Annotated in this window: 16 protein-coding genes, 3 tRNA genes and 1 pseudogene; 10 read left to right on the top strand and 10 right to left on the bottom strand. The window is 70.3% G+C overall.

Annotated features, from left to right (window positions below):
- Positions 1-162 (top strand): annotated as a pseudogene (locus ABZU69_RS27595) (IS701 family transposase); the annotation flags it as partial.
- A 500-nt stretch (positions 163-662) separates the two neighbouring features.
- Positions 663-1,994, top strand: a complete 1,332-nt coding sequence (locus ABZU69_RS27590) for an AAA family ATPase (protein WP_354967215.1) — start codon at positions 663-665, stop codon at positions 1,992-1,994.
- Positions 1,995-3,296: 1,302 nt separating this feature from the next.
- Here the strand turns inward: ABZU69_RS27590 and ABZU69_RS27585 are convergent.
- The 3 genes from ABZU69_RS27585 to ABZU69_RS27575 form a co-directional block, all read right to left on the bottom strand.
- The gene (locus ABZU69_RS27585) at positions 3,297-4,199 is read right to left on the bottom strand and encodes a tyrosine-type recombinase/integrase (protein WP_354967214.1); all 903 of its coding nucleotides are present in this window, start codon (positions 4,197-4,199) and stop codon (positions 3,297-3,299) included.
- An 86-nt stretch (positions 4,200-4,285) separates the two neighbouring features.
- Positions 4,286-4,358, bottom strand: a tRNA-Arg gene (locus ABZU69_RS27580).
- A 35-nt stretch (positions 4,359-4,393) separates the two neighbouring features.
- Positions 4,394-4,484 (bottom strand) — tRNA-Ser (locus ABZU69_RS27575).
- A 252-nt stretch (positions 4,485-4,736) separates the two neighbouring features.
- On the opposite strand from ABZU69_RS27575, the gene ABZU69_RS27570 reads away from it, so the two are divergent.
- Positions 4,737-6,110, top strand: a complete 1,374-nt coding sequence (locus ABZU69_RS27570) for a hypothetical protein (protein ID WP_354967213.1) — start codon at positions 4,737-4,739, stop codon at positions 6,108-6,110.
- Here the strand turns inward: ABZU69_RS27570 and ABZU69_RS27565 are convergent.
- On the bottom strand, positions 6,097-6,867 hold the full coding sequence (locus ABZU69_RS27565) for a CPBP family intramembrane glutamic endopeptidase (protein WP_354967212.1): 771 nt from the start codon (positions 6,865-6,867) through the stop codon (positions 6,097-6,099). The genes ABZU69_RS27570 and ABZU69_RS27565 overlap by 14 nt on opposite strands.
- A 147-nt stretch (positions 6,868-7,014) precedes the next feature.
- On the opposite strand from ABZU69_RS27565, the gene ABZU69_RS27560 reads away from it, so the two are divergent.
- A complete protein-coding gene (locus ABZU69_RS27560) occupies positions 7,015-8,130 on the top strand; it encodes a globin domain-containing protein (RefSeq protein ID WP_354967211.1) in 1,116 nt (371 codons plus the stop codon).
- A gap of 69 nt (positions 8,131-8,199) precedes the next feature.
- Here the strand turns inward: ABZU69_RS27560 and ABZU69_RS27555 are convergent, their stop codons facing one another.
- Positions 8,200-9,729: a peptide deformylase gene (locus ABZU69_RS27555; protein WP_354967210.1), complete on the bottom strand. Its 1,530-nt coding sequence runs from the start codon at positions 9,727-9,729 to the stop codon at positions 8,200-8,202.
- Positions 9,730-10,056: 327 nt separating this feature from the next.
- Between ABZU69_RS27555 and ABZU69_RS27550 the strand changes: the two genes are divergently transcribed.
- Positions 10,057-10,839, top strand: a complete 783-nt coding sequence (locus tag ABZU69_RS27550; protein ID WP_354967226.1) for an IucA/IucC family C-terminal-domain containing protein — start codon at positions 10,057-10,059, stop codon at positions 10,837-10,839.
- A 7-nt stretch (positions 10,840-10,846) separates the two neighbouring features.
- On the opposite strand, the gene ABZU69_RS27545 is transcribed toward ABZU69_RS27550, so the two are convergent.
- On the bottom strand, positions 10,847-12,676 hold the full coding sequence (locus ABZU69_RS27545; RefSeq protein ID WP_354967209.1) for a hypothetical protein: 1,830 nt from the start codon (positions 12,674-12,676) through the stop codon (positions 10,847-10,849).
- A gap of 211 nt (positions 12,677-12,887) precedes the next feature.
- Here ABZU69_RS27545 and ABZU69_RS27540 point away from each other — a divergent pair, with 211 nt between their 5' ends.
- Positions 12,888-13,598: a class I SAM-dependent methyltransferase gene (locus tag ABZU69_RS27540; RefSeq protein WP_074315357.1), complete on the top strand. Its 711-nt coding sequence runs from the start codon at positions 12,888-12,890 to the stop codon at positions 13,596-13,598.
- Positions 13,599-13,747: 149 nt separating this feature from the next.
- On the opposite strand, the gene ABZU69_RS27535 is transcribed toward ABZU69_RS27540, so the two are convergent.
- A complete protein-coding gene (locus ABZU69_RS27535; protein ID WP_354967208.1) occupies positions 13,748-14,290 on the bottom strand; it encodes a YbhB/YbcL family Raf kinase inhibitor-like protein in 543 nt (180 codons plus the stop codon).
- Positions 14,291-14,429: 139 nt separating this feature from the next.
- Between ABZU69_RS27535 and ABZU69_RS27530 the strand changes: the two genes are divergently transcribed.
- Both ABZU69_RS27530 and ABZU69_RS27525 read left to right on the top strand, forming a co-directional pair.
- Positions 14,430-14,585: a hypothetical protein gene (locus ABZU69_RS27530; protein ID WP_354967207.1), complete on the top strand. Its 156-nt coding sequence runs from the start codon at positions 14,430-14,432 to the stop codon at positions 14,583-14,585.
- A 132-nt stretch (positions 14,586-14,717) separates the two neighbouring features.
- Positions 14,718-15,935 (top strand): low temperature requirement protein A, encoded by a 1,218-nt coding sequence (locus ABZU69_RS27525; protein ID WP_354967206.1) that lies wholly within the window; start codon positions 14,718-14,720, stop codon positions 15,933-15,935.
- On the opposite strand, the gene ABZU69_RS27520 is transcribed toward ABZU69_RS27525, so the two are convergent.
- Both ABZU69_RS27520 and ABZU69_RS27515 read right to left on the bottom strand, forming a co-directional pair.
- Positions 15,922-16,821, bottom strand: coding sequence for a 2-hydroxyacid dehydrogenase (locus ABZU69_RS27520; RefSeq protein WP_354967205.1), 900 nt, complete (start codon positions 16,819-16,821; stop codon positions 15,922-15,924). The two genes, ABZU69_RS27525 and ABZU69_RS27520, sit on opposite strands and share 14 nt — an antisense overlap.
- Before the next feature lie 108 nt (positions 16,822-16,929).
- Positions 16,930-17,016, bottom strand: a tRNA-Ser gene (locus tag ABZU69_RS27515).
- Positions 17,017-17,197: 181 nt separating this feature from the next.
- On the opposite strand from ABZU69_RS27515, the gene ABZU69_RS27510 reads away from it, so the two are divergent.
- Positions 17,198-18,175 carry an NAD(P)H-quinone oxidoreductase gene (locus ABZU69_RS27510; RefSeq protein ID WP_354967204.1) on the top strand — a complete coding sequence of 326 codons (978 nt, stop codon included), beginning with the start codon at positions 17,198-17,200 and terminating at the stop codon, positions 18,173-18,175.
- A gap of 30 nt (positions 18,176-18,205) precedes the next feature.
- On the opposite strand, the gene soxR is transcribed toward ABZU69_RS27510, so the two are convergent.
- Positions 18,206-18,664, bottom strand: coding sequence for a redox-sensitive transcriptional activator SoxR (soxR, locus tag ABZU69_RS27505; protein WP_074315362.1), 459 nt, complete (start codon positions 18,662-18,664; stop codon positions 18,206-18,208).
- Positions 18,665-18,711: 47 nt separating this feature from the next.
- On the opposite strand from soxR, the gene ABZU69_RS27500 reads away from it, so the two are divergent.
- On the top strand, positions 18,712-19,419 hold the full coding sequence (locus ABZU69_RS27500; protein WP_354967203.1) for a transketolase: 708 nt from the start codon (positions 18,712-18,714) through the stop codon (positions 19,417-19,419).
- Position 19,420: the final 1 nt, after the last annotated feature.

Below are 19,420 nucleotides of genomic sequence, written 5' to 3'. Positions count from 1 at the left end.
ATCCCGCTGACCGTCAACGAGCTACGCCACCTGTTCCACATCCTGATCATCGAACCCACCCGCCGCCGCACCGACCCGCTGCTCTGGTCCATCCGTCGACGCCGCCACCAAGCCCGCGCCAAGGCCAGCCACTACACCCGACAAGCCCTCATCGAGCCATGATCACGATCCCCGGCTGGAGTACTAGGCTCCACACCCCGCGCTGCTTCTACACCTACTGTCCGGGGGAGTCGTGCCGCGCTCGGGGCTGCCCTAACCGCTGCCGCCACCCGGAGTGCACGGGGCGCTACCCGCGTCGGGTTCTGAAGCCCTCTTTGCCGCCTAGCTTCTGGACCTCCCTTGTGGAGGGAAGCAAATGACCCCGGCCTGCCCAACCGGGGTCACCTACGTCATCTCGCAAGGGAGCCTCTAATGTACCGTCCGCCCCTCTTTGCCAGCTACGTACGGCTTTCTGCCGGCCTCTCGGCCGGGCTTCTCCCGGGTAGCTCCGCTCGGGTAGGGCAGCGCCCCTACGGCCACGAGGGGCGGCGGTAATGCCCGGCCCGGAGAAGGCGGCCCGTCGCGCTGCCCGAGCGGCTACCCCTACCCGTGCCCTCACCCAGGCTGAGGAGTCGGCCAACACCTTCTTTGGATTCGACATGTACTCCCCGGAGGACCCGCCAGTGAGTGACGACTTCAGTTCGGCCGAGGGCGTGCCGGAAGTGGAAGAGCCTGGCGCCTCTGGGGTTATCCCCGTCCGGGAGCGCAAGCCACGCAACCAACCCAAGAGCGGGAAGCCTCAGCCGTCAGTGGCCGGCGACGAGGACGACGAGACCAACGACAGTCGCGGCCGCGAGGCTATCGAGCTGATCATTAAGTACGGCCTGCTCAACCTGCCCGTTTCCGACATGAAGAAGGCGCTCGCCTTCAACCGGGCTAACGCCATTGCCCGGGAGGTCGTGCGGGGCGAGATGGCAGCGTCTACCTCCTGGGCTCCTCCGGAGGACGGCGCGACGCTGTCGGACTGGCTCGACCGGGAGCGGGAGCACCACCGCTACATGGCCGAGGGGCTTATGGGGATGGGGCATAACGTCGTCCTCGCCGGCCGCTACAAGACGGGCAAGACCACCCTCGTCCAGAACCTGGCCGCCGACCTCATCGCCGGTCGTCCGTTCCTCGGGCGGGAGACGTTCCTGCCTGAGGGCTCGATTGCCTGGCTGAATGGGGAGATGGACCCATTTGACTGGACCGACGAGATCCGCCCACTGATAGCGGGTCTGTCTCGCGATGACCAGTCCCGGATCGTGCCGCTACACCTCCGCGGCAAGGCGCTTTCAATCCTCGACGACACCTCCGCAGAGCGGCTGGTGGAATGGCTCCAGAAGCACGACGTACGGCTGATCGTGCTCGACTCCTGGCGGAAGCTGTGCGTGTGGTCCGGGGTCAACGAGAACGAGAACCAGGGTGCCGAACGGCTAACCGACCGCATCGACCAGATCAAGGCAGAGGCCGGGGTGTCGGGCTTCCTGACCCTCGCGCATATGGGCCGGGGCGAGGGCGAGCACGCCCGAGGCGCTACCGCTCTCGATGACTGGGTGGATGCCCGATGGACAATGACCTCGGATAAGGACGACATCCGGCATCTCAGGGTCGAGGGGCGTGGGGTACGCCTCGACAAAACGGCCCTGGCATTCAACCCCTCCCTCAACCGGGTTTCGGTCGGCGAAAGCAACGGGGGTAAGCCCGAGAAGAAGCGCATCGAGGACGATAAGGACAAGCTGAACGAGGCAGTCCTCATTGTGGGCATGGAGCCGGGCATCGTCACAGGCGAGGTCGCTAAGGCTCTCCGGCTCAACCCTAAGAAGTCCGACACTTCGGACCTGCTGCGGAAAGCGGAGCGGCAGGGCGACATCTACCACACCGACCAGAAGGTCAGGCAGGGTCGGAATTGGTATCCGGGGAAGCGTCCCGCCGAGACCGAGCCGTGCTCCTGTAAATGGGCCGACGAGGGCTAGCGGCCCATGCCCCCGGGGCAATGGGTAGGGCAATGGGGGCAATGGGCCTGACCTCGGGTTTTACGCCCATGCCCCCATTGCCCCAAGATCGTTTAGCGGGGCAAAGCCTCCGACCTCTATGCCCCATGCCCCGCCCGCCTTTATAGAAGGCGGGGCAAGGGGGCATGGTCGGGGCATGCCCGGGGCAGGGGGCATGCGGCTTGATAGAAAGCAGACTCGCGCTCCCCGCGTACGTATAGGGAGAGAGCCCGGAGCCTGTCAGGAAACAGCCCTAGGCTGGCCGGTACGGGGCGAGGAGGGCGAGAGGCTAGGGCGGTAGGGGTAGGGGCGGTGGCAGGTTTCTCGGAGACGTTCCCGACGATACGTATGCAGGCTACTGACAGAGTGGGTCCAAGAGGCGTGAAAACCGGGGTCGGGTCAGACCTGTCATGCGTGCCATTGCCACCCATCGACCATCCGCAATGCGCATTCCTAGCCATTGCGAGCCACGAGGCATTGAGCAGTAAACATTGTTTAGCGTGCCATTGTGCTGCCATTCCTGCACTCACTGCATTGTTTACAGTGCGGGCTGCGGACGGGCTGCCGTCGTAACAGGAGCTAACACGACTGTCAGTCGCTGTGCTGCGAAGCATTGTGAAGCGCCTATGCGTTCAGTTAATAAACCAAAGCGTCCCGTTGTGCGCAGGGGTGCGCAGTGAAAAAGGCCCACAATGAATTTGTTGTATGCCGAGTGCGGCACGCACATATATTTATCGAGAGAGATGCCTGGAAACCATCGATGCCCCTTTATCAGTGGCGGGCCCGAGTGCCGGACTGACCCCTCAAAAATGTGCAATTTTTCGGAGCACTAACCTGCTGTACAGTGCTAACCCCCCTTCGACCAGTCCACTATGCGGCGGATCTGGAAGGCGAGCTGTCGGGCCTGCTCGATCGGCAGCCAGAAGTACCGGACCTCTCCGCTCCCCTCCGTTACCTCAACGACAACCATCGGGGCTGCATCCGCCGGGCGGTGGCGCTGCTCTAGCCAGACGCGGATAGGGGCGGTTGCGTCGGGCGAGTTAGCCGGAGAGGGCCGGGAGTGGTGCATCCCGTCCTCGCGGCAGAGAAGCCCCTTGACGCACCACCGAGGGCACGGGGGAACCTCCGGCGGGCTCAGCCAGCGCGCGTGATCCATCGGGCTCATCGGGTCTCCCCTACGCCAGGCACCCCGCTCGGCCGAAGCCGGCGGGGTGCGATCTTGTGAACGTCCATTGTGGATACCTCCCGTGCGGGAGTCTTGTCCAATTTGTCGGGTTTGGCTAGCTACAGCCGGTCTGCCGGGGAGATCCGGCGGGCGGCGGTCTGGGCTCGCTCGACCTCTGCCGAGCGCCCATACCGGCGGGGCATCTCCGGGGAGACCCACCCGAACAGAACCATCGCGTCGCTCTCGCTCCCGCCCGCTACCCGCCAGTTGTGGGCGGACGTGTGGCGGAGCTGGTGCGGGTGGATGTGCCCGATACCGGCCTGCCGGGCTCGACGCTCCAACATCTGGTACAGGCCCGAGGCGGTGAGGGGCTTACCGCGCGCTCCGAGCCACAGCCGGTCCTCGTAGCCGCTCCCCTCAGCGGCGAGCGGATGGGCCTTCCGCGCCCGGAGGTAGCGGTAGAGGGCCTGCCCGGTCTTGGCGCCGTAGGGGATAACCCGAATCCGGGAACCCTTCCCGAGCAGCCGTACGAGGTCGAGCACCTGGTCTACGTCCCCCACCGTCATCCCGGAGACCTCCGAGACCCGAGGCGAACCCGGCTCGCACCACAGGCGGATGATCGCGGTATCCCTACGGCTCTCGAAGTCTGTGCCGGAGCACTCGGCTAGGAGGATCTTCAACGCCTCGTCCGGCACTACCGGGATGGGCTTCTCAACGACCTTCGGCGGGGTCATCTTCGCCATTGGCGAGGAGGGGATGAGGTCTTCCCGGACGGCCCAGTTGTAGAAGGCCCGGAGTGCCCGGTACCGGCCCGAGGCGGAAGCGGCCGAACGGGTCTCCAGGATGTGGAGGATGTAGCCCTCGACCGAGCCACGGCTCAGCTCCAGGAGGTCTGCCTCCTCTACGAAGGCCGAGAGCTGGAGCAGCGTCTCCCTGTAGTTCTGGGCGGTCCGAGGGCTGCGGTTACGGATCTTGAGGTCACGCTCGTAGGCGTTGATGTGGAGAAAGTTGATCTTGGTCATGCACCGAAAGTAAGGTTCTGTACGCGCCTACGCCTAGACAAGAAGAAGCCCCCTAGCGGCTGTTAGGCCTGCTAGGGGGCTGTCTGTGCGCCCGAAGGGACTCGAACCCCTAACCTTCTGATCCGTAGTCAGATGCTCTATCCATTGAGCTACGGGCGCAGGTGCTCAGCCAGTGTACACACCCGGCTTTCGCGCGGAGACTCCGGGATTCGAACCCGGGAGGGGCTTTAAGACCCCAACCGCATTAGCAGTGCGGCGCCATAGACCAGACTAGGCGAAGTCTCCCTGGTGGCCCGTAGACCACCGCGCCCGAGGATACAGGTCGCCACCCACCGGGAGCAAAGCGACTTCCGACGTACGCCCACCGAGGCCGCCGGCCCCGTGTTTCCACGCTGTGCGCCAGCGTGATCGGGACTACGCTCCATCGATATGCAGGAGCAGCCGCCCGCCGAGCCGACCCGCCGAGAGCCTGCTGACCGCGCGCGCCGACGCCCCCCACGGCCGACCTTCACTCCGCCGACGGCCGCCGAGCAGCCCGTGGAGAAGGCAGTGCCGGCGTCCGACCCGGCCGCGGCACCGGCCACCCCCGGCGCCCAGCGCCCTCGACGAGCCAAGCCCGCCCCGGCGGTGCTCTTCCAGCCACCGGAGCCGGACCGCCCCCTGCCCCGCCAGCCGGCCCCTGCCGCCAGCAGGAATGACGAGGAAGCCGAGGCGAGCGGCGGCACGACGGGCGTCGACGAGCCCGGTCCGGCGGCGGGCGCGGACCAGCCGAGCCGCTCGGGCAGTTCCGGGGAGGTCGACCAGCCAACCGACGCCGCGGCAACCGACCCGGGCAGCACAGCGGCTCCGGCGGATGAGCGAGCACCCGAGGGCGGCCCGCAGCAACCGGCCGGTACGCCGACCCGGACGCCGAAGGCCCGGGCCACCCCGGCCCGCAAGGCCGCCCCCCGGAAGGCAGCCGGCACCTCGACCGGGAAGGGGACCGCCACGACATCGCCGGGCGCCGACGTGACCCCGGCCACTCCGGCTGCCGGGCCGACCAGACGCGCCGCGCGCTCTACCGAGGCGGCGGCCACCCCGACCAAACGCACCACGACCCCGACCAAGCGGGCGGCAGGTCCCCGGAAGAACGCGGCCCCGAAGCAGGCCGCCCCCGCACCGCGACAACCAGCGGAGCAGACCCCGGCAGAGCAGCCGCCGTCCGCGGTCGTGGCCGGCGAGACCACCCCGACGGCCCAAGAGACCACCCCCGAATCGGAGCTGCGGGCGGTCACCGCGCACCTGCTCGACCATCCCGGCTTCGCGCCGGAGTTGCTGGCCCTGGCCGCGGTGCGGGCTCTCGGCCCCGGCGCGGCCGACTGGGCCGGGCGGCTGCGGGCCCGGTACCCGGACGCCCAAGCGGACGGCCTGGCCCGCCTGGCCACCCGGCGGTTCGTCCGCGCGGCGGGCGCGGGCGGGGCGGCCGCCGCGCTGGCCGGGCTCTTCGCGCCGCTGGCCGAGCTGGCCTCGGTGCTCTGGACCCACTCGAACCTGGTGCTGCACCTGGCGGCGGCGTACGGCCGGGATCCCGCGCACCCCGACCGGGCGGTCGAGCTGTTGGTGCTCACCCAGGTGCACCCGGATGCGGAGAGCGCGCGTGCCGCGTTGGCCGCGGTCGGGACGGCGGACGACCCGGTCGAGGGCACGTGGCCGCGGGCGGCGGAGGCCGCGTGGCGGCTGGCCGCGCCGCTCACGGCGCAGGCCGGTGGGTGGCTGGCGTTGCGGCTGGCGTCCCGACTGCTGCCGGGTGCGGCGGTGCTCGCCGCGGCGCTGGGCGACTCGGCGGCGGCCGATCGGCTCGCGGCCCGGGCGGTGGCCGCCTACCGGCCGTCGCCGGCCGATGCGGCGGGTCGACCGGTCAGAGCCAGTTGAACCAGTCCCGGGGCAGCAGCGCGTAGCCGACGAAGGCGACCACGTCGAGCAGGGTGTGCGCGATGACCAGCGGCATCACCCGCCGGGTACGCAGGTAGAAGTAGCTGAACACGACGCCCATCACCGCGTTGCCGACGAAGGCGCCGAAGCCCTGGTACAGGTGGTACGAGCCGCGCAGCAGCGCGCTGGCCGCGATGATCGCGCCGAGCTGCCACTGGAACTGACGCAGCCGGGTGACCAGGTAGCCGACCACGATCACCTCCTCCAGCACGGCGTTCTGCACAGCGGCGAGGATCAGCACCGGGACGGCCCACCAGACCTCCGGCAGCGAGGCCGGCACCAGCGTGGCGTTGATGCCGAGCTGCGCCGCCAGCCAGAACAGGGCCAGCCCGGGCAGACCGATCAGCGCCGCCAGGCCGGCGCCACGCGCCAGGTCGTGGCCGGGTCGCCGGGCGTCCAGGCCGAGGGTCCGCGCCGGGTCGCCGGGATCGCGGCTGAGCAGGTGTACGGCGAGCAGCACCGGCAGCAGCGCGAAGACGATGCCGAGCAGTTGGTACGTCAGGTCCAGCCAGGGTCTCGCTGACGCGGAGGTGTTCAGCGAGGCGGTCTGCTTGGAGAGCGGACCGTCGGCGGTCAGCTTCGCGATGATCGAGACCACCGCGTAGACCGCGGACTGGCCGAGGGAGAGACCGAGGACCAGCAGCGTCTCGGTCCCCAGCAGCCGGCGGGACACCGGGCGGGTCAGCTCAACGGTCACCGCACCACTCTGCCCGACGGGCGGCGCCGGTGGCACGGCCGACCGGCCGGCATGAACCGATCGCACATTCTGTGCGACCGGTGAGCACGCTCCGTGGAGATTCTATGGGCGCCCGATCCGCCGCCGTCTGGAGAAGGAGCGCCCCCCGTGGACAACGTCGCGCGGTTGCTGAAAGAGAGCTGGACTCTGGTCGAGGAGGACCGGGACCGGCTGAGCAGCCACTTCTACGCCCGGCTGTTCCTGCTCGACCCCGCCCTGCGGCAGCTCTTCCCGGTGCAGATGACCGGCCAGGGCGACCGCCTGCTGGAAGCGATCATCACGGCGATCCACACCGTCGACGACCCGGAGAGCTTCGACGAGTTCCTCCGGGCGCTGGGCCGCGACCACCGCAAGTACCACGTCGACGAGCAGCACTACAAGACGATGGGCGTCGCGCTGCTGGACGCGCTGCGCAGCACCGCCGGCGACGACTGGAACCTGGAGTACGACCAGGCGTGGACGGACGCGTACGCGGCCATCTCGGCGAAGATGCTCGCCGGGGCGGCGAACGACGAGAACCCGCCGTACTGGCACGCCGAGGTGCTGACCCACGAGCGGTACGGCCCGGACACCGCCGTACTGACCTGCCGGGCGTTGCAGCATCCGCTGCCGTGGCGGGCGGGCCAGTACGTGAGCCTGGAGGTGCCGCGCCACCACCCTCGGGTGTGGCGGACGTACTCGGTGGCGAACGCCCCGAACGACGACAACGTGCTCGAGTTCCACGTGCGGTCGTCCGGGGCCGGCTGGGTGTCCGGTGCGCTGGTCCGCCGGGTGCGGCCGGGTGACCTGCTCCGGTTGGCGGCGCCAATGGGGTCGATGACGCTGGACCGGTCCTCGGAGCGGGACATCCTCTGCGTGGCCGGCGGGGTGGGGCTGGCGCCGATCAAGGCGCTGGTGGAGGAGTTGGCCAGCTACAACCGCACCCGGTGGGTGCACGTCTTCCACGGCATCCGGCAGGCGGCGGACCTGTACGGCCTGGCCGGGTTGCAGGAGCTGGTCGCCGTACACCCGTGGTTGTCGGTCACCGCGGCGTGCAGCGAGGACCCGGACTTCGACGGCGAGCTGGGCGACATCCCGGACGTGGTGGCCCGGTACGGCCCGTGGACCACGCACGACTGCTACGTCTCCGGGTCGGCTCGGATGGTCCGGTCCACGCTGCGGGTGCTGGCCGCGGACGAGGTGCCGCCGCCGCACATCCGCTACGACACCTTCGGTGACCTCTAGGCGTTCCTCCCCCACACCGGGGCGCGTGCCCCTGCCCCCTGGGGCACGCGCCCCGGTCCCGCCCCTGTCTCAATAGCGCCAGGGATGCCCGGTCTCCCGGTACTCCTCCACCGGCACCAGCGGCACGCCGGGCGCCATCCGGTCCACGTAGAGCCGGCCCTCCAGGTGGTCGATCTCGTGCGCGACCAGCCGGGCCATGCCGAACTCGAACGAGGTGATGATCCGGCTGCCGTCCCACTGGGCGTGCTCCACGTCCAGTCGCAGCGGCCGGGGCACCAGGCCACGGTGGTCGAAGAAAGAGAGGCAGCCCTCGTACTGCTCGTCGGTGTCCGGGTCGGCGTCGACCACCCGGGGGTTGAGCAACACGACCGGCTCCGCCGAGCGGTCGGGGGGCCGCACCACGGCCGCCGCCCGACCGATGCCGAGCTGCGGGGCGGCGACGCCGACCCCCTTGCTGAACGGATGCAGCTCGTCGAGCCGGGCCAGGGCCGTGCTGAGCCGGTCGACCACCTCCCGGGCGGCCTGCTCCTCAGCGGGCAGGTCGAACGGGCGGCCGCGCTGGCGGAGCAGGTCGGCGCCGCGCTGGACGATGCCGAGCCCGCGCATCCGGTCGCTGGGCCGGACCCGGGCCCCGCCGGGGCCGACGTCCGGGTCGGTGTCCGGGCGCGCCCGGAATCGCCACTGCATGCGGTAGCGGGCGTTCAGCGGTGGGTCCTCGGTCTGCCAGTCGAAGATCGCCCGGCCGCCCTCATCGCGGCGCTGCGGCGCCGTGCGCAGCGGGCCCTCCTCCGCCGAGAGCGAGGTCTCCACGCCCCAGACCTGCGGGTCGAGCGCCGCCGGCAGGTCCAGGCGGACGGCGAGCTGTCGGGTGGGCAGCCGCACGGCCCGCTGGAACCAGGGACCCCACTTCTCCTGCCCGACGGAGTACGCGTACTCGATGGTGGCCCGGTCACCGGGATAGAGCGGGAAGCGCCGCTCGCTGTTCTCGAAGAGCAGCCAGATTTCCTTGAACGCGTCCCGGTCGTGTTTCGCCCGCCAGTGCATCGGCTCCGGGTCACCGCCGCCGTCGTCCCGACGGGCCTGTAGTTGCAGCTCGGCGAAGGTGAGCGGGTGCTCGCGGTGGTGCCGGTTGGAGCGACCGGGGTCGTTCGGGTAGCGGTCGACGGCGACCCGGACCAGGTAGCGGTTGATCGGCTCGGTGCCGGCGTTGTAGAGCTCGCGGTGGATGACGCACCGGTAGCTGTCGTCGGTGTGGGTGAGGGTGGCGAGTTCCCGCTCCACGACGAGGCCGGTGCCGGGTGGCAGCCACTGGCCGGGCAGGTGCGGCTCGCGGTGCTGTTGACCGGCGCGGGCGTGCCGTAGTTCGTCGTACTCCCGGAAGCGCTGCCAGATCGCACCGCTGGCCTCCAGGACGGCCTCGGCGCGGCGGGCAAAGTCCTCGGTCGGGCGGTGCCGGCGCCCCTCGACGTGGCTGACGTAGGACGGGTCGAACCCCATCAGGACGGCCAACTGCTTCTTGGACAGCCCCCGCCCGGTCCGCTGCCGGGCGAGCTCAGCCGCGAAGGAGTCGGCAGCCCGTTCGAGGGGGGAGGTCGTCATCGGCTTCCTCGTGGCCGGGAGTATCAGTTTCACGTTCCGTGCCCGTACGCACACGCATCTGCCACCTTGCCGACACTTCGCTTGACAATCCACCGACCGACATCGATCCTGCGCCGGTGTTTTCCGAGGCTGCGGCCGGGTAGTACGCCGGGGCGCGGAGCGCTGCTCCCGCTGGGAGGAGAGTGATCCTGACCTCCCGATACGACTCAGGTGAGGCTTCCCTTAAACCTGCCCGTGTGGTTAGGCTAGCCTTAGCTCAGGACGCAGGGTCGTCCGCCGAGGTGCTCCTCGGTCACGCGGACGGGGGATGACACGGTGACAGCGGTGATGCCGAGGCGGGACGTGACCGCCACGCCGCTCGCCCCCGTCACCGCGGCACTGCGTGCCATGTTCGGCACCGACGATCTTCCCGGGCTCGCACCGGGCCTACTGGTCGACGACGAGTTCGGCTGGGCGCCCGCGACCACCCTGATCGACGGGAGCCGGCTGCCCGATCTGCTCCGCGCCGCCACACTGCGCTGGGGCGGCACCCCGCACGCCTGCGCCGCGCTGGCCTGGAAGTCGTACAGCTACTGGACGGCGCTGCCGGTCGTGCTCGGCTGGGCCTCGGCCCGGCGGGTGCCGCTGCTCGACCCGTCCGACGTGCTGATCCACTTCGAGGACCACCGGCCGCTGCTCACCCTGGGTCTGCGCCGCAGCACCACCGTGGCGGTGCTGCCGAACGACCCGCTGGCACTGGCCGGCCACCCGGAGGTGCGGGTCGTCGCCGACGAAGCGGAGCTGCTGGCCGCGCTGCGCGCCTCGCTCCTCGACGCCCACCTGGCCCCGCTCATCGCGGCGATCCAGACGGAGGTTCGGGTCGGCACGCGGACGCTGCTCGGCTCGGTCGCCTCCGGCATCTCGCACGGCATCCTGCGGGCCGCGGACGGGCTGCCCGGCCCGACGGTGCAGACGATCGACACCCTGCTCGGCGCACTCGACCTGGCGGACCTGGTCGAGCTGGTGCCGGGGCCGACCGGTGAGCCGAGCGTGCAGCGACGCACCTGCTGCCTCGCCTTCACCCTGCCCAGCCCGAAGGTCTGCCAGGGCTGCTGCGTCCGCCAGGCCTGAGCGTCGCTCAGTCGGTCAACGGCCGCACGTCCCACACCCACACTCCGCCGGTGAAGACCGGCTGGATCCCGGTCAGCTCGGTCATCCCCCGGCGTAGTGCCGCCTCGTGCTCGTGCGGCCCGAGGACGACCACGCCGGCCCGCCAGTAGCGCAGGTCGTCGACTGCCTTCACCCGGCTCTGCGGCGTGATCGGCGGCACCGCTCCGGTGCGATGGATGGTGCCGAAGAAGTTGCTGGTGGGGCGGGGTGGGGCGGTGAACAGCGCGATCCGCGGCTTCTCGGCGTTCCGACGGGTGTCCGGGCCGAGGAAGTACCCGCGGGCCAATGGCATGTCCAGTCGGGTCGCCGCGGACCAGCGCAGCGGCTCGGCGTAGTTGGTGTCCGGCATCGGCAGGGTCACCACACTGCGCCCGCCGGCCACGTACGGCCGCCAGGCCCCACCGGTGACGAAGGCGGGAACCGGGTCGAGGCGGGCCACGGGCAGCGGGGTGGGCAGGATCGGCAGCAGGGCCATCGTGAGCACGGTGGCCGTGACGAAGCGGATCTGCCGGCCGGCGGCCGGCAGCGAACGGGCCAGCTCGCGCGCCCGCTCGGCGCCGTAGGCGAGCAGCAGCCCGATGATCGGGGTGATCGCCAACGCCCACCGGGTCGGCACCACCGAGTGCAGGATCGGCAGGTTCTCCAGCAGCGCCCAGGGCCCCGGCACGCCGGTGTCCCGGCCGGCGAACCGGATCACCCGGCCCAGTGAGAGCACCGCGAACAGCAGCCCGAGGGCGGCCAGCCCGAGCACGACGACCGAGCGGCGCAGCCACCAGACCAGGGCGATCACCAGCACCAGCAGCGGCCAGCCGAAGAAGCTGTTCTCCTCGGTCGGGTTCTTGGCCAGGCTCGCCGCCGTGCGCGGGCTGCCGGCAAGCGATTCCCGGGAGTACGCGACGAACGAGGCGAGGTCGCTGGAATAGCCGCGGATCAGGCGGGACAGCCCGGAGTACGCCCCCGGCCCGAAGAACTGGACGTAGAGCGGGTACGCCAGCAGCAGCCCCGCCAGCCCGGCGGCGACGGCCAGACCGGCAAGGAAGGGCCGCGCCCGCGACCGCAGGTCCCGGCGGCCGAGGGCGAGCGCACCGACGATCACGCCCAGCCCGATCGCGGTCATCAGCAGGATCTCCAGGTTGAGGAAGGCCTGCCAGACGATCACCAACGCGAGGAGCACGCCGTTGCGCAGCCAGCGGCCCGGCTCGCCCAGACGCAGCGTGCGCCAGATGATCAGTGGGACGACGAACTGCGACACGATGTTCGGGTGCGCATTGGCGTGCGACACCATGGCCGGCGCGAACGCGCAGAAGCCCGCGCCCAGCCACGCCGGCCCGCGGGCGCCGATCAGGACCCGGGAAAGCACGAAGTACCAGGCAGTGGCGGTGGCAATCATTCCGGCGGTGAGAAAGAGCAGGAATGCCGCGCGCGGCCCGAGGAGCACGGTGACCGGTGTCATTGGCAGCGAAATGGATAATACGGACGTATTCGCCATGAGATTGACGCCGTCCGGCACGTTCATCCGGTCCGAATGGAACGGATATGCGAAATGCGTGACGACCCGCGCACCGTGCGCCATCATCCATTCGAACTGCGACTGATCGGAGCGGTTGTCCCGTACGCCGCTGCCCGGCTCCAGCCAGAGCCGCCCGGTGACCCAGAAGCCGAGCACCACGAAGCTCAGTACGGCGGCCAGGTCGACCCACCTGCCGTTGCGTGGCGCGCGGGCGCGATCGCCGGCCCCTTCCACCGGCGACCCGGCGGTCGGGCCGTCTCCGGGCGCGTCCGATTCAGGAGTAGTCATGACAATTCATAGGGTAGTCAGCGTATGGCACTGCCGTGACATGTTTCGGGGTACTGCCGTACTATGTGCCGGGTTCGCCGACCGCCGATCACGTGCCCACCCCCGACCGCAATTCGGCCACCCCGCTGCCCCGATTCTTCTGCCATCCGAGCGGATGATTCACTCTGTCGGTCCAGGCACGGGTCGAGTTCATATCGTGAGGAATCGACGCATGGCAGAAATCACTGGGGATCAGCGCGTCCAGTCCGAGGTGCTGGAAGGCCTGGCGACCGCTGTCAACCACCGTCGCTGGTTCGTCGAACTGGCGGTTCCGTACCTCGGTGACGACCCGATCGAGATCGGCAGCGGTCTCGGTGACTACGCGCTGGAATGGTCGCGGCGGCTCCCCCGGTTCACCGCCACCGAGGCCGATCCGGACCGGCTGGTGCAGCTCAAGGAGCGCCTCGCCGACCAGCCGAGCATCGACGTCCGGCAGATGCTGCTGCCGCACAACGATCGCGGCGACTACAGCGCCGCGGTCTCGTACAACGTGCTGGAGCACATCGAGGATCACGTGGGCGCGCTGCGCAGCATGCGCGACCTGGTCCGACCCGGCGGCGCCGTGATCATCATCGTGCCGGCGTTCCAGTTCGCCATGAGCCCGGCAGACATCGCCACCGGGCACGTTCGCCGCTACACGAAGAGGACGCTCGGAGCGGCGATGACCGAGGCCGGCCTGACCGTGGAGAAGATCCACTACGCCAACGCGCTGGGCCTGCTCGGCTACTTCATGGCCACCAAGGTCTTCCGGCTGATGCCGAAGGAGGGCCCGATGGTGAAGGTGTACGACACGATCGTCCTCCCCGCCACCAAGGCCGCCGAACAGCGCATCCGCCCCCCGTTCGGCCAGTCCGTCTTCGCCGTGGCCCGCGTCCCCGCCTAACCCCCACCCCCGCCCCACCCCGCCCACCCACCCCACCCCGCGATCTTGCACTTTCGGTCGTCGACATGCCCCTCATGCCGGGTATGTCGGGGCAGGAAGTGCAAGATCGCGCGGGTCTGGGGGTGGGGGGAGCGGGGGGAGGGGAGCGGTTAGTCCTTGATTTGGTACGTCGGGCGGATCACCGCTCGGGCGAGGGTGTGGAACGTGAGGTTGAAGCCGACGTAGGCGGGGCTGGCGTCGGGGGTCAGGTCGAGGCGGTCGACGTCCAGGGCGTGCACCGCGAAGACGTAACGGTGCGGGCGGTCACCGGGGGGCGGAGCCACGCCGCCGTAGCCCTGCTCGCCGTAGTCGTTGCGGACCGAGAACGCTCCACCGAGATCCGCGCCCGCCGCGCCACCCGCGCCGCTGGGCAGCTGGGTGACGCCGAGCGGCACGTTCACCAGTACCCAGTGCCAGAAGCCGCTACCGGTCGGCGCGTCGGGGTCGTAGCAGGTCACGGTGAAGCTCTTCGTCTCGGCGGGGAAGTCCGACCAGGTCAGCTGCGGGGAGACGTTGTCACCCCCCGTGCTGCCGTGCGCGTGCCGGGCATCCATCGGCTCGCCGTTCTGCACGTCGTCACTGGTCAGCGTGAACGAGGGCACCGTCGGCAGCAGCTCGTACGGGTCCGGGGCGATCGGTCGTTCCAGGGTCATCGGGACGCGTCCTTCCGGTTTTCGCGGAGATTCCTGCCCCTTCTTACCCCTTCGCGGCCTCTCCGACGACCGGAAAGCGGTAGTGCCGGGTCAACGGCGCTACCGTTGAGTCTGGGCCAACGCTCCACAGGGGGACCTCGTGGCCGGGATCTGGCGGGACTTCGTAGCAGCCGTCTTCACCGCGCTGCGCCGCCGGGACGAGCGGGCCATCGCCGAGGAGCGCCGGCGCGCGATCGAGCGGCTGGCCGACGAGACGATCCGGGAGAGCCTGCGGGCCACGGACCCACCGGAGTGACGGCGGCGAGGGGTACGGAACCAACCGCTGGCGCGTCTCTCCGCGACGAAAAGCCAGCCACCGGACGCCGGCGCGCCGCTCGGGTTGCCTGAATGACGCCAGCGCGGCGTGGCGAGCGATGAAGATGAGGTGATGGGGCGGATCTTCCGGTCACGGCCGGTGGTGACCGCAGAGACGCACCGTACGACCCTTTTCGAGATCTTCTTCGATCTGGTGTTCGTCTTCGGGTTCATCCGGGTCACCGAGTTCATGAGCGCACGGCCCGCGCCGGTGACCCTGGTGCAGGGTTTCCTCGTCCTCCTGCTGTTGTGGAACTCCTGGCTGGTGTACTCCTGGTTGGGAAACCAGGCCCGAATCGATGTCGGGCTGATCCGTGCCGGCGTCACCGTCGGGATGGCAGCCGTCTTCCTCGCCGCTCTCGTCATCCCCGACGTGTGGGAATCCGGACCGTCAGCGTTGGGACCCCGGCTGATCCTGGTACTGGCCTACATCGTGGTGCGAGTGATCCATCTGGTCCTCTACCACTGGGCAGCGGTGGGCAATCCACGGCTGCTCCGGACCATTCGCGTGTACGCCCTCACCACCCCACTGTCCTGGGTCCCACTGGTCCTTGGTGCCGTGTTCGGCGGCACCGCGCAGATCCTGCTCTGGACGGCAGCGCTCGTGATCGACATGGGCGGCGGGGTGGTCGCCTCCGTGCTGAGCGGATGGCCCGTGCGCAGCCCGGGCCACTTCACGGAGCGGCACAGCCTCGTGGTGATCATCGCGCTCGGCGAGTCCCTGATCTCGGTGGGCGCCGGGGTCGGGGCGGAAATGATCCGTGGACCCGTCCTGGTGGCCGCGCTCCTCACGCTCGCCGCCACGGTCTGCCTGTACTGGCTCTACTCCCAGAGCGCGGCGGCCGCACGGAAGGCGCTGACCATGAATTTCGGCCTGCGACGGGATCAGGTGGCCGCCAACGCCTACACCCTTGCCCACTTCCCGCTGATCGCCGGCACCATCTACCTGGCGCTGGGGGTGGAGCAGGTGCTCGCCGGCCTGGCACATGACGAGTCCCACGGGACCGACGCCGTGAACTGGATCCCGGCCGTCGCCCTGTTCGGCGGGACGGCCCTCTACCTCGCGGGCAGGGCGACGTTCCTGAGTTTCAGCGTCCGGTCCGTGCGGCCGGGGCAATTTCTCGCCCCCGGCGTGGCACTGCTGTTACTTCCCGCCGGACGGTATCTGCCCGGCCTGACCGCTCTCGGCCTGCTCACCGCGTTCCTCGTCGTTCTTGTCAGCTACGAGGCGGTGGCCGGACGCGGGAGAGGGCCCGGTGCCCGTTCGGACCCGGAACTCACGGCCCGATAACGACGTTCGCGAGCGGCTCGCCCGCGGCGTACCGCCGGACCTGGTCGACCAGCAGCCGGCGGGCCCGGGGCGCCAACGCGGCGGTCAGGCCACCGACGTGCGGGCTGATCAGGACGTTCGGTGCGGACCACAGCGGGTGGTCGGCGGGCAGCGGCTCGGGTTCGGTGACGTCCAGGGCGGCGTGCAGCCGGCCCGTGCTGAGCTCTGCGAGCAGCGCCTCGGTGTCCACCACCCGCCCCCGTGCCACGTTCACCAGCAGGGCGCCGTCGGCCATGCTGGCGAGGAAATCCTTGTTCACCAGGCCCTCGGTCTCCGGGGTCAGCGGCGTGGCCAGGATGACGACATCCGCTTGCGGCACCATCTCCGGAAGATCGGAAACTGGCCGTACGCCGGGGCGGGGGCTCCGAGCCACCCGGCTGATCTCCACCTCGAACCCAGCGAGCCGGCGCTCGATCGCGGCGCCGATCGAGCCGTACCCGACGATCAGCACCCGGGCGTCAGCCAGCCCGGTCGACCAACTCGAGGCCCAGCGGCCCTCGCCCCCGGCCCGGACGAACTCCGGCAGCCGACGCCGGGCGGCAAGGGTGAGCGCCACGGCCAGCTCGGCGGTGGCCGCGTCGTGCACGCCCCGGCCGTTGGCCAGAGTCAGGCCGGGCCGCAGGTACGGCAGGACATGGTCGTAACCGGCGGTCACGGTCTGCACCACCTTAAGCCGGGGCATCCGGGCGATCGGCTCGCAGAAGCGCGGATCGATGATCCCGTACGGAACCGCGTAGAACTCGACGTCGTCCAGATTCTCGGGCACGGGTCGAGTGCCGTCGTACAGCGCGACGTCCAGATCGCCAAGCTCGGCCAACGCGTCGGGGTGAGAGATCAAGTAGCGCACGCCCACAATCATGCTGGATCGCCCCGAGCGGGACCGCTCGCCGTCCACAGACACGTCCCCTGGCCGGCGTTTGCGCTGGTCAGGGGGCATTTAAGCTGTTCCGGGGGGCGGAGGGTGTGGGATTCGAACCCACGAAGACATCGCTGCCTTACCGGTTTTCAAGACCAGCGCCATCGGCCACTAGGCGAACCCTCCCGGGCCGCCACCCGGGGGTGCGCGGCCGTGCTTAGTCTGCCATGGCACCGGGCGCGCGGCCCGGCGTCCCTCCCCGACGGGGCGGCGCAGCGCCGGAACCACGTCTGATCGTCCACACTGGTCACCGGGACGGGATCGGGTGCGCCTGCGGCCCGCAGTGTCATCGGGTAAGACTGAGCCCATGCGAGCCATCACCATTCCGCAGCCCGGTGGACCCGACGCGCTGATCTGGGCAGAGGTCCCCGATCCCGAGCCCGGCCCAGGCGAGGTGATCGTGGATGTGCGGGCCGCCGGAGTCAACCGCGCGGACCTGCTGCAACGGCAGGGGCAGTACCCTCCGCCGCCCGGCGCACCCGAATACCTGGGGCTGGAGTGCTCCGGGGTGATCAGCGCGATCGGTCCGGAGGTGACCGGGTGGGCGATCGGCCAGCAGGTCTGCGCCCTTCTGGCCGGCGGCGGGTACGCCGAGCGGGTCGCGGTCCCCGCCGGGCAGTTGCTGCCGGTGCCGGCCGGCGTCGACCTGGTCGACGCCGCGGCGCTGCCCGAGGTGGCCTGCACCGTCTGGTCGAACCTGGTCCCGGTGGGCCGCCTGAACTCGGGCGACACGCTGCTGGTGCACGGCGGCGGCAGCGGGATCGGCACCTTCGCGATCCAGTTCGGGGCGGCCCTGGGCGCCACGATCCTGGCGACCGCTCGCGCGACCAAGCATTCCAGGCTGCGCGAACTGGGCGCGGCGCACACGATCGACTACCGGGAGCAGGACTTCGTCGAGGAGGCCCAGCGAGCCACCGACGGCCACGGCGTCGACGTCATCCTCGACATCATGGGTGCGGCCTACCTGGGCCGCAACGTCGCCGCGTTGGCCACCGGTGGCCGGCTGGTGGTGATCGGGCTCCAGGGTGGCCGCAAGGCCGAACTGGATCTCGGCGCTCTGCTGACCAAGCGAGCCAGCGTTCTGGCGACGACCCTGCGCGCCCGGCCGCTCACCGAGAAGGCGGAGATCGTCCGGGGCGTACGGGACGAGGTGTGGCCGTTGATCGAGGCTGGCAGGATCCGGCCGGTGGTGGACCGGCGGCTGCCGATGACCGAGGCGGCCGAGGCGCACCGGCTGGTCGAGTCGAACGATCACGTTGGCAAGGTGCTGCTCACCGTCGGGTGACGCCGGGAACCGGGCGGGGCGGGGTGCGCGTCAGGCGGACGCGTCGGCCGCCGGGCGGGGCAGCATCAGGCGGGCGCCGGGCCCCTCGCCGCCGAGGGCGTCACCGGGGTTGTAGAGCGTGCAGCGCTGCAGGGACAGGCAGCCGCAGCCGATACAGCCGTCCAGGTCATCGCGGAGCTTGGTGAGCAGCCGGATCTTCTCGTCCAGCCGACCCCGCCAGCTGGCGGAGAGCCGCGCCCAGTCCTGCGGGCTGGGCGTACGCGCCTCGGGCAGCGAGTCCAGCGCCGCGCGGATCTCGTCGAGCGAGACGCCGACCTGCTGAGAGATCCGGATGAAGGCGACCCGGCGCAGCTCGGCGCGGGCGTACCGGCGCTGGTTGCCGCCGGTACGGTCGGCGCGGATCAGACCGAGGCGCTCGTAGTAGCGCAGCGCCGACGGCGCCACGCCCGAGCGGACGGACAGCTCCCCGATGGTCAGTGAGTCCTGCATCACCCGGTCCTTGAGTTGAAGTGCCCTTCAACTCACAGGCTATCCAGATGACGATGACGACTGCCAACGCGGCCCTGCCGCCGGTGCCGGGGCCGGTGGCCGGCCCGCTGGAGCGGCTACGCGCCGGCCGGGAGTTCGGCGCCAACGTGTACTCGACCATCGACGTGCTCTGGGTGCTCTACCACCGCGTCCTGCGAATCACCCCGGAGACCGTCGACGATCCCGAGCGGGACCGGTTCCTGCTCTCCAAGGGGCACGCCGTGGTTGGCTACTACGCGGTGCTCGCCGCCAAGGGCTTCCTCCCCGCCGGCTGGCTCGACGACCAGGGCGGTCCGGCGAGCCGCCTCGGCGACCACCCGGATCGGACCCTGGTGCCGGGGGTGGAGATCGGCTCCGGCTCGCTCGGGCACGGCCTCGGCCTTGGTGTGGGCACCGCGCTCGGGCTGCGAGCCCAGGGCCTGCTCACCCCCCGGGTGTACGTGCTGCTCGGCGACGCCGAGCTGGACGAGGGATCGAACCACGAGGCGATCGCGTACGCCGGCGCCACCGGCCTCGGAAGCCTGACCGCCGTGGTTGTCGACAACCACTCGGCCACCCACGGCTGGCCGGGTGGCGTGGCGGCCCGGTTCACGGTGAACGGCTGGACCGCCACCACCGTCGACGGACACGACCACGACGCGCTGCACACCGCCCTCACCAGCCAGCACCGGGACCGGCCGCACGTCGTCGTCGCGGTCGTCAAGACGAAGGAGTGAC

Source organism: Micromonospora sp. NPDC005206, from assembly GCF_040608175.1.
In the GTDB taxonomy this organism is placed as follows: Bacteria; Actinomycetota; Actinomycetes; order Mycobacteriales; family Micromonosporaceae; genus Micromonospora.
The sequence above is the reverse complement of the archived record's forward strand: the minus strand, read 5'-3'. Positions and strand labels throughout refer to the sequence as shown.

What these genes read in the sequence shown, in the direction of transcription:
- soxR (WP_074315362.1), bottom strand. Translation starts at nt 18,664, where the DNA reads ATGCAGGACTCACTGACCATCGGGGAGCTGTCCGTCCGCTCGGGCGTG.
- ABZU69_RS27550 (WP_354967226.1), top strand. Translation starts at nt 10,057, where the DNA reads ATGCCGAGGCGGGACGTGACCGCCACGCCGCTCGCCCCCGTCACCGCG.
- ABZU69_RS27535 (WP_354967208.1), bottom strand. Translation starts at nt 14,290, where the DNA reads ATGACCCTGGAACGACCGATCGCCCCGGACCCGTACGAGCTGCTGCCG.
- ABZU69_RS27510 (WP_354967204.1), top strand. Translation starts at nt 17,198, where the DNA reads ATGCGAGCCATCACCATTCCGCAGCCCGGTGGACCCGACGCGCTGATC.
- ABZU69_RS27500 (WP_354967203.1), top strand. Translation starts at nt 18,712, where the DNA reads ATGACGATGACGACTGCCAACGCGGCCCTGCCGCCGGTGCCGGGGCCG.
- ABZU69_RS27540 (WP_074315357.1), top strand. Translation starts at nt 12,888, where the DNA reads ATGGCAGAAATCACTGGGGATCAGCGCGTCCAGTCCGAGGTGCTGGAA.
- ABZU69_RS27555 (WP_354967210.1), bottom strand. Translation starts at nt 9,729, where the DNA reads ATGACGACCTCCCCCCTCGAACGGGCTGCCGACTCCTTCGCGGCTGAG.
- ABZU69_RS27585 (WP_354967214.1), bottom strand. Translation starts at nt 4,199, where the DNA reads ATGACCAAGATCAACTTTCTCCACATCAACGCCTACGAGCGTGACCTC.
- ABZU69_RS27525 (WP_354967206.1), top strand. Translation starts at nt 14,718, where the DNA reads ATGGGGCGGATCTTCCGGTCACGGCCGGTGGTGACCGCAGAGACGCAC.
- ABZU69_RS27545 (WP_354967209.1), bottom strand. Translation starts at nt 12,676, where the DNA reads ATGACTACTCCTGAATCGGACGCGCCCGGAGACGGCCCGACCGCCGGG.